We start from the raw sequence: 12,915 nt of genomic DNA, 5'->3' as shown, positions 1-12,915 counted from the left end.
CCGCGCACCCGCGTCGGCCCGGGGTGCACCGGGTCGGCGCCGCTCAGTGCACCTCGGTGACCACCACGTCCAGCTGCCACGGCTTGCGGGCCGTGCCCTCCGCCGCGAGCTCCACCCGGTGGCCCAGCTCCTGCAGCGCGTCCATCAGCTCGCCGGGCGTCTTCGGCTCGGCCCCGGCGACCAGCAGGTCCCGGACGAGTCGGCCCTTGGTCGCCTTGTTGAAGTGGCTGACCACGGTGCGCTTGCCGCCCCGCTCCTGCAGCACCCGGACGGTCGCGGTCCGGGCGGCCACCTCGCCGGCCGGCTTCCAGGCCGCCGCGTACGCGGAGCTGCGCAGGTCCAGCACCAGCCCGTCCGCCACCTCCGGGAGCGCGGCGGCCATCGGGCCCCGCCAGTGCGCCCCGAGCGCCCCCGGCCCGGGGAGTTTCACGCCCATCGAGCAGCGGTAGGACGGGATCCGGTCGGAGATCCGCACCGCGCCCCAGAGGCCGGAGAAGACCAGCAGCGAGCGCTCGGCCCGGTCGTACGCGGCGGAGTCCAGGGTGGCCAGGCCGAGGTTGTCGAACAGCACCCCGGTGTACACCTCGCCCGCCGGGCGGGCCCCCGCCGTCGGCAGGCCGGCGTTCTTGGCGATCTCGCCGCGCAGGCCGGGGGAGAGGCCCAGCACCTCGGCGGCGGTGGACTCGTCACCCCGGCAGAGCTCCACCAGCGCGTCCAGCACGGCCCCGCGCGCCGCCGTCAGCCCGGGCAGCGACAGCCGGTCCAGCGCCACCGGCCCGCCGTCCCCGGACCCGGCCTTGCCCTCCGAGGGCGGCAACAGCACCAGCACAGCGGACTCCTCAACAGTTTGTGGCGGACGAACCCCGCCACCCTACTGCGGCCGCTCCGGCTCCCAAGGCCACGCACAGGGGCGAGTAGTACCGGCGGTTCAGCCGCGTGAACCGCTCCGAGCGCTCGATCACGGTGCCGAACAGCGCCACCCCGCCGATCCCGCGCGCCAGCATCACCCCGGCCACCGTCCGCACCCCGGCCCGCCGCAACCGCCGCGACCCCGCCTCCGGCAGCACCCCGGCCTCCGCCCCCACCAGGTACGCGGCCGCCCCCAGCAGCCCCGCCACCGCGACACAAGCCGCCGCCGGCGGCACCCCCTCACCCGCGCCCACCACGGTGTCCGCGAACTCCTCCGGCGTCCGCAACGGCCACGGCGTGACCGCCCACACCGCGTGCAACGCCCCCGTCACCGCCAACGCCCCCGACACCGCGACCCCGGTCGCTCTCACCACACCGCTCATCGCCCGAACCCCCTTCGCGCAATTCCCTGTGCGCCCACCGTACGAGCCTTTACACCGGGCCCCACCCGCCCCGCCGGGCCGCCACCCCTGAAGGAGACGGTGGCGGCGGGGCAAACCGGTGGGAACATCCCGCGCCCGCCACTACCGTGAGCAGCGAGGAGAGTGATCGAGATGACCCTGCGACCCCTGGACCTGGTACCCGACGACGGCGATGCCGTGGAGGAGTCCCTGTCCGTGCGGCTGCCCGCGGGCCTGCCGGAGGAGACGCGGCGGGCGCTGGAGTTCGCGCTGCGGGCGACGGCGCAGGCGGTGATGGCCGGGCGGGTGCGGGTGACGGAGGCGCCGGGCGGGTCGGACACCGCCGAGCTGGCCTTCGAGGTCCGCCAGTCCGAGGTGCCGGAGGCGCTCACCGAGCAGGCCCGGCCGAGCAAGGACGAGCGCCGGGCGGCCATGGTGGCCCGGATCCGCGCCGCCAACGCGGAGACGCTGGAGAGGCTCAGGGACCTGTGACGACGCACACCGAGTACCTGGACCCGGAGGACGTCACCTACCTCGCCGGCGGTCCGGAGAACATTCGCGACCTCGGCGGCCTGCTCTCGGCGATCGCCCGTCCCCAGGCGAGCCTGTTCGGCGGCGACGCCTACCCGGACCTGTGGTCCAAGGCGGCCGCCCTCGGGCAGAGCCTGGCCCGCAACCACCCCCTGATCGACCGCAACAAGCGCACCGCCTTCGAGGCGATGCTGCTGTTCCTGGACTACAACGGCGAGCCGTACACGGACCCGCACCCGGACGACGCCGTGGCGTTCATGCTGCGGCTGGCCACCGGCGGGTACGACGACGCGGTCGCGCTCGCGGCGAAGGACCTGAAGTCCCTGCTGGGACGCTGAGCCTCCGTCCGGAATCACCCGATTCGCCCTACGCTGCCTCCATGCCTCGCCGAAAACTGCGCGTCAAGGCCGCCGACTCCGCCCGGATCAACACCGAGCTGACCGAACTCCGCACCCGCCTGGAGATCCACACCGAGTGGCCGGAGGCGGTGCTGGCCGAGGCGGAGGAGGCGGCCGAGCGCCCCCGGCTGCCCGAGTACGACGCCACCGACCTGCCGCTGTTCACCGTCGACCCGCCCGGCTCCCGCGACCTCGACCAGGCCATGCACCTCACCCACCGCGCCGGCGGCGGCTACCGGGTGTACTACGCGATCGCCGACGTCGCCGCCTTCGTGCGCCCCGGCGGCGCGATCGACGCCGAGGCCCGTCGCCGGGTCGAGACGCTCTACTTCCCCGACCACCGGATCCCCCTGCACCCCACCCGGATCTCCGAGGACGCCGCCAGCCTGCTGCCCGGCGAGCCCCGGCCGGCCCTGCTCTGGCAGCTGGACCTGGACGCCGACGGCGCCGTCGTCCTCGCCGACCTGCGCCGCGCCCTGGTCCGCTCACACCGCCGCCTGGACTACGCCGCCGTCGAGCGCGCGGTGGACCTCGGCGGAGCCGACGAGCAGCTCGCCCTGCTCGCCACCGTCGGCCGGCTGCGCGAGGAACAGGAACGAGCCCGGGGCGGGATCAGCCTGCCGGTGCCCGAACAGGAGGTCGAGGAGACCCTGCACGGCTACGTCCTCGGCTACCGCGCGCCCGGCCCCGCCGACGGCTGGAACGCCCAGATCTCGCTGCTCACCGGCATGGCTGCGGCCGAGCTGATGCTGGACGCGGGCGTCGGCCTGCTGCGCACCCTGCCCGCCGCGCCCGCCGCCGGGTACGAGCGGCTGCGCCGGATCGCCGCCGCGCTGGACGTGGACTGGCCGCAGGCGCTCCCGTACCCGGAGCTGATCCGCTCCCTGGACCCGGACGTGCCGCTGAACGCCGCCTTCCTGAACGCCTGTACGAGCCTGCTGCGCGGCGCCGGCTACCACGCCTTCGACGAGTCCCGCGGCCTGCCCGCGCCCGCCGAGCCGGGCCACGCCGCGCTCGCCGCCCCGTACGCGCACTGCACCGCGCCGCTGCGCCGGCTCGGCGACCGCTTCGCGCAGGAGGTGTGCGCGGCGGTGGCAGCGGGGGAGGACGTGCCGGAGTGGACGCGAGAGGCGCTGCCGTCCGTGCCGGCGCTGATGGCGAGCGGGGACCGCCGCGCGGGCGAGGTCGAACGCGCCTGCGTGGACCTGGTGGAGGCGGAGCTGCTGGCGGGCCGGGAGGGCGAGGACTTCTCCGCGGTGGTCATCGACGTGGACGAGAAGCGGCCCGCCGTCGGCACCGTGCAGCTGCGCGACCCCGCCGTCCGGGCCCGCTGCGACGCCCCGGGCGCGGAGGCGGGCCCGGGCACAGCCGAGGGCCCGCACGGCGCCGTCGGCCGGCTGCCGCTCGGCCGGGTGATCGACGTCCGGCTGACGAAGGCCGACCCGACCACCCGGACCGTCCGCTTCGCAGCGGTATGACCGGGTTGTTGTCCGCCACCCGTACGGTCCGTCCCGCCACCCCGCCCCCGGGTCGGGGTGGGAGGATCGGTGCGTGCTTGATGCCCCCCAGTCCTCCACCCTCGCGCCCGCGCCCGCGTCCGGGCGCCGCCGCCGTCTGCTCGTCCTGGCGATCTGCTGTCTGAGCCTGTTCATCGTGGGCCTGGACAACACGGTGGTGAACATCGCCCTGCCCGCGATCCAGCGGGACCTGAACGCCCCGGCGTCCGGGCTGCAGTGGATCATCGACGCCTACACCCTGGTGCTGGCCTCGCTGCTGATGCTGTTCGGCTCGGTGGCCGACCGGTTCGGCCGCCGCCGGGTGTTCCAGACCGGGCTGGTGTGCTTCGCGCTTGGCTCGCTGCTGTGCAGCCTGGCGCCGAGCCTGGAGTGGCTGGTGGCGTTCCGGGCGCTGCAGGCGGTGGGCGGCTCGATGCTCAACCCGGTGGCGATGTCGATCATCACCAACACCTTCACCGATCCGAAGGAGCGGGCCCAGGCGATCGGCGTCTGGGGCGGCGTGGTCGGGATCTCGATGGCGCTCGGCCCGCTGCTCGGCGGCTTCCTGGTGGACGGCGCGGGCTGGCCGTCGATCTTCCTGATCAACGTCCCGGTCGCGCTGGCCGCCATCGTGCTGACGGCCCGCTACGTCCCGGAGTCCCGCTCGCCCCGGCCGCGCCGACTCGACCCGGTGGGGCAGCTGCTGATGGTCGTGCTGCTCGGCTGCGGCACCGCCGCGATCATCGAGGGCCCGGGCAACGGCTGGACCTCCCCGCTGATCCTCGCGCTCGCCGCGGCCGCCGTGGCCGCGTTGGTCGCCTTCCCGCTGTGGGAGCGGCGGGTGGCCGAGCCGCTGGTGGACCCGCGGTTCTTCGCCAGCGCGCCGTTCGCCGGGGCGACCGTCACCGCGGTCTGCGCCTTCGCCGCCCTCGGCGGCTTCCTCTTCCTCAACACCCTCTACCTGCAGGACGTCCGGCACTACGGCCCGGTCGAGGCCGGCCTGTGGACGCTGCCGATGGCCGGGCTGATGCTGGTCTGCGCGCCGCTGTCCGGACGGATCGTCGGCAGCCGGGGCCCGCGGCTGCCGCTGGTCGCGGCCGGGCTCGGCCTCGCCGCGAGCGGGGTGCTGCTCACCCGGCTCTCCGCCGACTCCCCGGCGGTGCTGCTGCTGGTCGCCTACGCGCTGTTCGGCTTCGGCTTCGGCATGGTCAACGCGCCGATCACCAACGCCGCCGTCTCCGGCATGCCGCGCGCCCAGGCGGGCGTGGCGGCCGCGGTCGCCTCGACCAGCCGTCAGATCGGCCAGTCCCTGGGCGTCGCGGTGATCGGCACGGTCGTCACCTCGGCCGTGGTCGGCCCGGTCGCGACCGGCTTCGCCGCGGCCAGCCACGCCGGCTGGTGGATCCTGGTCGGCCTCGGCGGCGCGATCCTCCTCCTCGGCCTGGCCACCACCACCGCCTGGGCGAGCGCGACGGCCGCCCGGGTGGCCGCCCGCCTCGGCGGCGAGCCCCCGGCCGTCCGGTCCGATGTACGGGAGGCGCCGCCCGAGCGGCTACGATGACCACTACGGCGGAAGAGTCGGCCGGGCGGTCGCGACGGGTCACCAGACCCGCCGAGGAACGTCCGGGCTCCACAGAGCAGGGTGGTGGGTAACGCCCACCCGGGGTGACCCGCGGGACAGTGCCACAGAAAACAGACCGCCCACCGCTTTCGTGGTGGGTAAGGGTGAAACGGTGGTGTAAGAGACCACCAGCGACCGGGGTGACCCGGCCGGCTAGGTAAACCCCACCTGGAGCAAGGTCAGGATCGGCGCCCTCGGGCGCCGTGCGCGGACGATTGAAGGCTGCTCGCCCGAGTCCGCGGGTAGACCGCACGAGGCTGTCGGCAACGGCAGCCCTAGATGGATGGCCGCCTCCCCGGGCCGCGCAAGCAACCCGGGAGACAGAACCCGGCGTACAGGCCGACTCTTCCGTCGCCGGTTTGAGAAGGGCCCCCTGATCTGCAACTTCACAGGTCAGGGGGCCTTTTCATGTCTCGAAGAGCTGTAGCCGCTTGCTGACTCTTCGTGCCTATTGCGGCCTGTGTTTCTGGGTGCTGTGTGGGCGATCGTGTGGCGGCGGGAACGGTCGAAGCAGCCGTCCAAGAGCCCCCGGTGACCTCGTTGTAGCTAGCTGGCCAGCGCCTCCCCGAGCAGCGCGTACGGCCGACCGGTGAGCTGGCGATGCAGCGTCTCGGTGCGGGATCGGATCAGACCCTCACGGTAGGCGGCCGGCAGCCGCTCCCACACCCCGGACGCCATCTCGGCCGCACCGGTCGGGTCGCCGTCGACGCGGAGGCATGCGGCGGTGTCCACTGCCAGGAGGGCTCGCGCCATTACCGACGGAGAGTCCGTGAGCGCCAGGGCGTCCTCCTGTGCCTGGAAAGCGCTGCCCGTGTCGCCCAGCAGTGTGTACGCCTGCGACAGGTGCAGGTGGTGCTTCTGCTCGGGGTAGCCGAACCAGGTGTCGGCCGCCTCGGCGCCGTCCAGGCGCTCCGCCAGATTCCGCGTGTCGTCCACCGCCCGCCGGGCCCCTTCGAGGTCGCCGGAGGCTGCCAGAGCCCTCGCGGTGACGGCCGCAGCGAGCGCTCCGGCCGCCGTCGGGCCGTTCCCCGCCTCCTGCCGGGCCTGCTCGGCGATCCGAGCGGCCGCCCCAGGAGCGCCGTAGTTGAGCGGGACCATGGCGCGCCGGGCCAGCACCCACGCGATCATCCGCTGATCACCGGACTCCCGCGCGGCCTGCTCGGCGGTGCCGAACCAGCGGTAGGCGTCGCGCTGGTCACCGCGGTCGTGCTGGACGATGGCCACCAAGCCCGCGATGCCTGCCGCCGTCCGGGCGAGGTCCGCACGGGTGCGCGCCGGGTGAGGTCGGTTCAGCACCTCTCCCAGCAGATCGAGATCACCCATCATCTCGGCCAGCACCGCCTCCGGTGCCCGGCCACGGTAGCCGCCCCGGTGCCGCTCGAACGCCGACTCCAGGTAGGCGAGATCACCCTCTCCGGATGGCCTGAGCGCTGCGGTGATCCCCTCGTGGGCCTGTGCGATGCCGGGCAGCGCGACGAGGCCGGTGGCTGCTCCTATCCCTGCTCCAATGAACTTCCGCCTGTCCACGCTGTTGCCCTTCGTGCTGCGCTCACTCCGGTACCGCCGGGAGGCGGCGGCGGCCTCGGCCACCTGGCCCACGGTCAGACCGTAGGCGTCGGCGATCCCCTGGTACGAGGGTTTCTGCGGAATTCGCTTCTCGGTTTCCCACCGCTTGATGGTCTCCCAATCGCACCACTCGCCACTTGCGGCGGCGACTAACTCTGCCTGCTCGGCGCGTGTCTTCTTCGGATACGCCTCGCGGATCTCCCGCAGCAGTCGGCCGATCCCGTCCGGGCTGACACTGCTCACAAGTGGCCTCTCGATCGAAGCTGACAGGGCATCAATTCTGGCCCCGCTGGCGGCCCCTGCTGGAAAATGCACCCCTTCGTGGCCCCTCTCCTACGGCATGCCCGCGCCGTTCAATAACTAACAGCCGCCCGGCGCGAGGAATCACCGATCCCCCTCGGCTCCATGGAAGAGCGCCGGGCGGCCCCTGACTACCGGAGGCCGCCGTGACGACGAGGATGACGCTGCTGCGCACAAAGCACGGCCCGACCCAGGCCGACACCGCCTTGGTGGCCACCGCACTTGACGCGCCCGCCATGCAGCGCCGCCGCTGCATGCGGCACATGCCCTGCGCCCCCGAGTCGGCGAGGAGTGCCCGACGCCTGGTCCAGGAGAAGCTGACCGATTGGGGCCGTCTCGATCTGCTGGAAGATGCTCGGCTGATCGTCTCGGAACTGGTCGGCAACGCAGCCCGGCATACCGGTTGCACCCGGCTGTGTGTCGCACTCGGCCTGGACGGTGACCGGCTTCGACTGGCGGTCCGCGATTCGTCACGCACCCTGCCCGTGGTCATCAAGACCGGGCTCACCGAGACGTCCGGGCGCGGCATGGGCCTCGTCGACAGCACCGCCAACCGCTGGGGCGTCGACGAAGCCCCATTCGGCAAATGGGTTTGGGCCGAGATCGGTTGACCCCACCAAACGCACTGCGGCAGGTGGGCCAGCACGGCATCACAGCTACCGAATACCGCTCAGCGAAGGAGGGAACACGTGCATGACCTGATCGCCAGTCCGTTCCTGGACGAATACCTGTTGGTGCGCCCCGGTGGCCGGGGTGGTCTCCGGCTCCCGCAGGCCAGCTACGAGGATCTGCGCGCCCACAACCCCGCTCAGGCCGCTCCCTCGTGGCTCGCGGACGCGGTGCGCGTCCAGTGGGCCGACCTGGACCTGACCGGTCGTCCTGCGGGTGACGTCCTGCTGGTCCGCGAGCCCTCCGCCTGGGGCTATTCGCGGGCCAGTTGGGAGATCAACCTCGGCTGCAACTACAAGTGCAAGCACTGCTATCTCGGGCTCAAGGTCAACTCGGGCATGCCGCTCGCGGACAAGCTCACCTGCCTGGGCATCATGGCCGAGGCCGGTGTCCTCTGGCTCCAGATCACCGGGGGCGAGCCCACCGTGGACCGGGACTTCATGCCCTCGTATCGCCGCGCGTTCGAGCTGGGCATGATGATCACCGTCTCCACCAATGCCTCGTTGCTGTGGCGGGAGAACCTGCTGGAGATGTTCCGCGAGTGCCCGCCCTACCGGGTCACGGTGTCGATGTACGGGGCGACCAAGGCCAGCTACGACGAGCTGACCCAGCGGCAGGGCGCCTGGGACCTGTTCATCCAGGGCATGAATGCCGGCCGCCGGGCCAAGCTGCCGCTGCGGATGAGCATCATCGTCACCGAGGACAACGCCACCGAGGAACAGGCGATGATCGACCTGTGTGAAGGCTGGGGGCTGGAGTGCAACGTCTTCACCAACATGACCCCGACGATCTACGGCGGGGCGGAGTCGCTGACCGCGCAGTCCAAGGAGCACCTGCGGATGCGCAAGCCGTTCGGCGGCTGCAACGCCGGACACAACTTCTTCCACACCGACCCACACGGGCTGGTGTCCATCTGCAAGATCGGCCGTGACGACCAGATCAGCCTCCCCGCCGAGGGGATCAACGGCCTCGCCCGGCTCGGCGCCATCGCCGACCGCCTCATGCTTCGCACCGGTGGATGCTCCGGCTGCCAGCTCTCCGTCGCGTGCACCGTGTGCCGGCCGCTGGCCAAGCACTACCAGGAGGCGAAGGCACCACTCGCAAGTTACTGCCAGCACGGGATCAAGAAAGCAGGGTGACATGACCGCTGTAGCTGTCGAATTCTCCCCGAGGCGTCCGTTCCCGGACGACGGCCCGGCCCAGCGCCTGCCGTACCTCACGCGGCCGATCGCGGCCCCGACCCCGCCCGTCACCGAGATCATCGCCGTCGGCGACCTGGACGAGGTCATGGACAGCGTGAAGTGCTCGTGCAACGCGGGCGACGACAACCCCCACTGAACCACCTGCTGATCGCACCTGATCAGTAACGCTCAGGCCCCGGCGCTCTCCGCGTCGGGGCCTGAGCCGTGCGGGGCTGGCGAGTAGGGTGCGGGTATGGATCTGCGCTGGGACTTGCTGCGCCCCGTGATGTGCGTCCCATATTTTCCGACGCTCGGGCCGCTCCACCCCGAAGCTGTTTCCGCTGAACTTCTGGCCGACGTGTTCGCCGTCGCTGGCACCGGAGAATTCCTGCCACACGACAAGGACCGGCGGTGGTCCGACCACAAGGACGAGCATGTCCTGGTGGATGCCGTCGTTCAGGACCAGGCCCGCACGCTGATCCCCACCATCAGCGGTCGCGGCATTCTGCGCGTTCATCTCTACGGCGCCCGCGAGCACCGGCAGGAGGCCGAGGAGTTGGCCGCCAAGCTCGCCGCCGGGCGCGACGCGCCTAAAGCCCGTGTGGTGTGGTTCCAGGACGCCGCCGACCCAGTGGCCGCCTCTACCCGCGTACAGCTGCGTACCTTCGACCAGGCCGCACCAGCCGTCGACGGGATCGAGGACCTCGGCCAACAGCCGGAAGCCATCCGGACCACCTTCCCCGAGTTCGCCGAGAAGCTGGCCGGCGAGGGCTTCGTGTTCCTGCACTCCCGAATCGACAGCGTCGGCCCCGTGCTGGTCGCTGTCCAGGACGAGCGCGTAGTAGGCGCAATCGGCCCCATGGAGACCATGGCCGACCCCATCGGCAGGCGACGACTCCTCCCGCAGTACTTCGGTGTTCTGCCGGAATACCGCAGCCTCGGCCTCGGGCGGCTCCTGTGGCGCGCGGCGATGCACTGGGGCAAGGCGCACGGCGCCGACTACCAGCTCTTGCAGACAGCTGCCGGAGGCGCATCCGACCGGCTGTGCCAGAGCGAGGGCCTGGCCGACCTCGGATTCGTCTGCACCACCACCGTCTGACGAGACCCTCACGACGGCCGAGGAGCCGCTGGAGAAGTTGCAGGTTGCCTCCGTCCGAGCAGAACAGTCGGGTCTCACCCTGCCTTGGCGCTGCAGCGCAAAACCGGAAGGCGCTCGAAGCCGTCCTCTTTGATGAGACCGCAGACGTCCAGGTCCCCGCTGCAGTTCGAGGATGACGCTGAAGAGGCCAAGTGAGTGGCGGTCGCCGAAGGTGTGGCGATCACGTGGGCGATCGGACCGCCGGGAACGACGTTTCCGTAGGTTGCTGCTCGTAAAGAGACTGTTCCCGGCGTACAGGCCGACTCTTCCGCCCGCTCCCCGCCCCTTCGAGGGGCCCGCCTCCTGGGCGGGAACGCCCCGCGACTACGCGGGATGCGCGCCCACGGCGTCGCGGATCTGCTCGCCGAGGCCGCCGTTGACCCGGGCGCAGTTGGCGCAGCAGAAGAACATCCCGGCCACTTCGACGCCGTGGCCCACGATCCGGACGTTGCAGTGCTCGCAGCGCGGCGCGAGCTTCTCCATCGCGCACTCGAAGCTGTCGAACGTGTAGGTGTCGCCGGTGACCGTCTTGATCTCGAAGGCCAGCCAGTAGTCGTTGCCGCAGGTCACGCAGATGGCCATGGCGGCCGTCTCCTTCCGGTGGGGCCGCCCCCGGCGGGGCGGCTGTTCCCAGTGTCGAAGGCCCGGTCGGTGGCGGCCACCCGGCGGGACTGTCGGGCGGACGGCGGGAGTCCCAGGAAGGGCTCTAGCGTTCGGCGAGCTCCGTCAGGGCACGGACGGCGCGTTCCGCGTCGTCGGCGGCGACGAACAGGTGGTCGTGGTGGAAGCCGGCCACCACGTTGCAGCTGATCCCGTCCTCGGCGAGCCGCCCGGCCACGGCCGCGGTCAGGCCGACGGCCTCCAGGGCCGAGTGGATCTGCAGGGTGATCCAGGCCGCCACGTACTCGTAGCGCAGCCCGAGCGCGTCCGCCTCCTCCTGGGTGACCACCACCGTCACCCCCTCGGGCTCGGCGACGGTCACCACCGGCCGCATGCCTGCGGGCACCTTCGCGGGGAGCGTGCAGTAGACGTACCGCCCCGGGTTGAGCTGCGGGCGCATTCCGCGCAGCAGCGTCGCAAGATCTCGTTCTCCGGCCATGCCCGCCACCGTAGCGGCTGGGTGGTGGACGCGCCCGGGGCGTGGCGGCCGTGTCGGGAACGGCGCAAGGGGCTGTCGGGGAATCGTCGGGGGAACTGTCGGCGGGCTATCGGCCAGTCGTTGACGAGCGACAGTCACCGATATATCGTCGAACTATCGAGACAGTAACTCGACTGTTTCGGCGAACCAGGAGGTGGGCGCCATGCGCTCAGGAATGCGATTTCGTGGAGAGGGCCCGCGCGGCGGCGGTCGCCGGCGTGGGCCGGGGCCCGAGTTCCGGGAGTTGCCCGGGGAGGGCTTCGAAGGCCGGGAGGCGTTCGGCGGGTTCGGTCCGCCGTTCGGCGGCGGCCCCGGGCGGCCGATGGGCGGCCCCTTCGGGCACGGCTTCGGCGGACACGGCGGCCGGCGAGGCGGCCCGCACGGGCGGCGTGGCGGCCGGGCCCGACGCGGTGACGTCCGCGCCTCGCTGCTCGCGCTGCTCAAGGAACGGCCGATGCACGGCTACGAGATGATCGCCGAGATCACCGAGCGGACCGGCGGGGCCTGGCGGCCCAGCCCGGGCTCGATCTACCCCAACCTCCAGCTGCTGGAGGAGGAGGGCCTGATCACCGCCGAGGAGGTCGGCGGCAAGCGGCTGGTCTCGCTCACCGATTCGGGCCGGGCCGTGGCCGAGGCCGGACCGGCGGAGCCGTGGGCGGAAGCCGGCCGGGAGGTCGACTGGGAGGCCGTCCAGGAGGTCGGCCAGGCGCTCGCCGCGGTCGACCAGGCGGTCCAGCAGGTCATGCGGACCGGCACCGAGGCGCAGCGCGCCAAGGGCCTTGCCGTACTGACCGAAGCCCGCAAGAAGCTGTACCTCATCCTCGCCGAGGATGACTGACCGGCGCGGGGGGAACCGGGCCGGCGTGACGGGCGGTGCCGCTGCTCACGGGCGGACCACGAGCTGCCTACGGGCGGACCACGAACAGGGCCACGCAGACCAGCAGCAGCACCGCCCAACCGAACCAGAGCCAGCCGTTGGGCCCGATCGTCACCGTGTAGAGGCTCACCGCCAGCAGCAGCACCCCGGTGACCCCGGCGACCTGCCGGTTGTGGTGCGCGACCGCCGCCCGGGAGTCACTGCGCGGGTGTCGTACCGTCCTGGCCATGCCGACCTCCCGGGAAGGCGATGGGGAGCGGGCGGCCCGCCGGCCGGAGGCTCCGTCAGCCGGAAGCCTTGGCGGAGGCCGCCTCGTCGTACTCGTAACGCCAGAACCAGCTCAGGCCCCGAACCTGCTTGGCCCGGACGTACACCAGTGTGCGCGCGGCGACCCCACCGTGCGCGGGGACCGGGACCTTGTACTTCTTGGGCACGCCGAGCATCGGCCCCAGCGGGATCGGGAGGATCTTCCCGTCCAGGGGGCCGCCGACGAATGCGGTGTCCGCGCTCTTCACCCCTCCAGGGTCTCACCTCCGCGCGGGTGACCGGGGTCCCCCCGAGGTGACCGGGAACACCCCGGTGGGAGGGGGAACGGGAGGCCTCGTGAGGGCGGAGTGCCGGGAGTGTGCCCGGGGTGCGTGCGGGAGTGTGACCGGAGAGGCACCGCCCCCGGTCATCCGGAGGGCCCGC

Annotated in this window: 16 protein-coding genes and 1 other RNA gene; 10 read left to right on the top strand and 7 right to left on the bottom strand. The window is 72.2% G+C overall.

Annotated features, from left to right (window positions below; genetic code table 11):
• Nucleotides 1-43 precede the first annotated feature (43 nt).
• Together yaaA and ACZ52R_RS03810 are read right to left on the bottom strand one after the other, a co-directional pair.
• Nucleotides 44-829, bottom strand: coding sequence for a peroxide stress protein YaaA (gene yaaA / locus ACZ52R_RS03815; protein ID WP_465623626.1), 786 nt, complete (start codon nt 827-829; stop codon nt 44-46).
• Nucleotides 830-839: 10 nt separating this feature from the next.
• Nucleotides 840-1,292 carry a DUF3995 domain-containing protein gene (locus ACZ52R_RS03810; RefSeq protein ID WP_465623625.1) on the bottom strand — a complete coding sequence of 151 codons (453 nt, stop codon included), beginning with the start codon at nt 1,290-1,292 and terminating at the stop codon, nt 840-842.
• A 171-nt stretch (nt 1,293-1,463) separates the two neighbouring features.
• On the opposite strand from ACZ52R_RS03810, the gene ACZ52R_RS03805 reads away from it, so the two are divergent.
• The 5 genes from ACZ52R_RS03805 to rnpB all read left to right on the top strand — a co-directional run bounded on the left by ACZ52R_RS03805 (nt 1,464) and on the right by rnpB (nt 5,707).
• The gene (locus ACZ52R_RS03805) at nt 1,464-1,802 is read left to right on the top strand and encodes a hypothetical protein (protein ID WP_360492707.1); all 339 of its coding nucleotides are present in this window, start codon (nt 1,464-1,466) and stop codon (nt 1,800-1,802) included.
• On the top strand, nt 1,799-2,179 hold the full coding sequence (locus tag ACZ52R_RS03800; RefSeq protein ID WP_465662819.1) for a type II toxin-antitoxin system death-on-curing family toxin: 381 nt from the start codon (nt 1,799-1,801) through the stop codon (nt 2,177-2,179). The genes ACZ52R_RS03805 and ACZ52R_RS03800 overlap by 4 nt, the downstream gene beginning before the upstream one ends.
• A gap of 41 nt (nt 2,180-2,220) precedes the next feature.
• Nucleotides 2,221-3,717: an RNB domain-containing ribonuclease gene (locus tag ACZ52R_RS03795; RefSeq protein ID WP_465752639.1), complete on the top strand. Its 1,497-nt coding sequence runs from the start codon at nt 2,221-2,223 to the stop codon at nt 3,715-3,717.
• A 73-nt stretch (nt 3,718-3,790) separates the two neighbouring features.
• The gene (locus tag ACZ52R_RS03790; protein ID WP_465752637.1) at nt 3,791-5,296 is read left to right on the top strand and encodes an MFS transporter; all 1,506 of its coding nucleotides are present in this window, start codon (nt 3,791-3,793) and stop codon (nt 5,294-5,296) included.
• A 13-nt stretch (nt 5,297-5,309) separates the two neighbouring features.
• Nucleotides 5,310-5,707, top strand: an RNA gene (gene rnpB, locus ACZ52R_RS03785) — RNase P RNA component class A.
• Nucleotides 5,708-5,902: 195 nt separating this feature from the next.
• Here the strand turns inward: rnpB and ACZ52R_RS03780 are convergent.
• Nucleotides 5,903-7,165, bottom strand: a complete 1,263-nt coding sequence (locus ACZ52R_RS03780; RefSeq protein WP_465752635.1) for a transcriptional regulator — start codon at nt 7,163-7,165, stop codon at nt 5,903-5,905.
• Nucleotides 7,166-7,368: 203 nt separating this feature from the next.
• On the opposite strand from ACZ52R_RS03780, the gene ACZ52R_RS03775 reads away from it, so the two are divergent.
• The 4 genes from ACZ52R_RS03775 (at nt 7,369) to ACZ52R_RS03760 (ending at nt 10,171) form a co-directional block, all read left to right on the top strand.
• Nucleotides 7,369-7,833 carry an ATP-binding protein gene (locus tag ACZ52R_RS03775; RefSeq protein ID WP_465662826.1) on the top strand — a complete coding sequence of 155 codons (465 nt, stop codon included), beginning with the start codon at nt 7,369-7,371 and terminating at the stop codon, nt 7,831-7,833.
• A 78-nt stretch (nt 7,834-7,911) separates the two neighbouring features.
• The gene (locus ACZ52R_RS03770; protein WP_465752633.1) at nt 7,912-9,030 is read left to right on the top strand and encodes a radical SAM protein; all 1,119 of its coding nucleotides are present in this window, start codon (nt 7,912-7,914) and stop codon (nt 9,028-9,030) included.
• Nucleotide 9,031: 1 nt separating this feature from the next.
• On the top strand, nt 9,032-9,229 hold the full coding sequence (locus tag ACZ52R_RS03765; protein WP_465623616.1) for a hypothetical protein: 198 nt from the start codon (nt 9,032-9,034) through the stop codon (nt 9,227-9,229).
• Nucleotides 9,230-9,325: 96 nt separating this feature from the next.
• Complete coding sequence (locus ACZ52R_RS03760; protein ID WP_465623614.1) at nt 9,326-10,171, top strand: GNAT family N-acetyltransferase; 846 nt, start codon at nt 9,326-9,328, stop codon at nt 10,169-10,171.
• Between the two features lie 363 nt (nt 10,172-10,534).
• Here ACZ52R_RS03760 and ACZ52R_RS03755 read toward each other — a convergent pair whose 3' ends face one another.
• Nucleotides 10,535-10,792 carry a Prokaryotic metallothionein gene (locus ACZ52R_RS03755; protein ID WP_360492696.1) on the bottom strand — a complete coding sequence of 86 codons (258 nt, stop codon included), beginning with the start codon at nt 10,790-10,792 and terminating at the stop codon, nt 10,535-10,537.
• 124 nt (nt 10,793-10,916) lie between these two features.
• Nucleotides 10,917-11,309: an ACT domain-containing protein gene (locus ACZ52R_RS03750; RefSeq protein ID WP_465621651.1), complete on the bottom strand. Its 393-nt coding sequence runs from the start codon at nt 11,307-11,309 to the stop codon at nt 10,917-10,919.
• A 202-nt stretch (nt 11,310-11,511) separates the two neighbouring features.
• Here ACZ52R_RS03750 and ACZ52R_RS03745 point away from each other — a divergent pair, with 202 nt between their 5' ends.
• On the top strand, nt 11,512-12,186 hold the full coding sequence (locus ACZ52R_RS03745; RefSeq protein WP_465752631.1) for a PadR family transcriptional regulator: 675 nt from the start codon (nt 11,512-11,514) through the stop codon (nt 12,184-12,186).
• 67 nt (nt 12,187-12,253) lie between these two features.
• Here the strand turns inward: ACZ52R_RS03745 and ACZ52R_RS03740 are convergent, their stop codons facing one another.
• Nucleotides 12,254-12,454: a hypothetical protein gene (locus ACZ52R_RS03740; protein WP_465621649.1), complete on the bottom strand. Its 201-nt coding sequence runs from the start codon at nt 12,452-12,454 to the stop codon at nt 12,254-12,256.
• A gap of 55 nt (nt 12,455-12,509) precedes the next feature.
• On the bottom strand, nt 12,510-12,740 hold the full coding sequence (locus tag ACZ52R_RS03735; RefSeq protein ID WP_465621648.1) for a hypothetical protein: 231 nt from the start codon (nt 12,738-12,740) through the stop codon (nt 12,510-12,512).
• Nucleotides 12,741-12,915 lie beyond the last annotated feature (175 nt).

Source organism: Kitasatospora sp. NPDC034023 (genome assembly GCF_055575795.1).
Note: the sequence above shows the minus strand (reverse complement) of the source record. Positions and strands in the feature narration are given on the sequence as shown.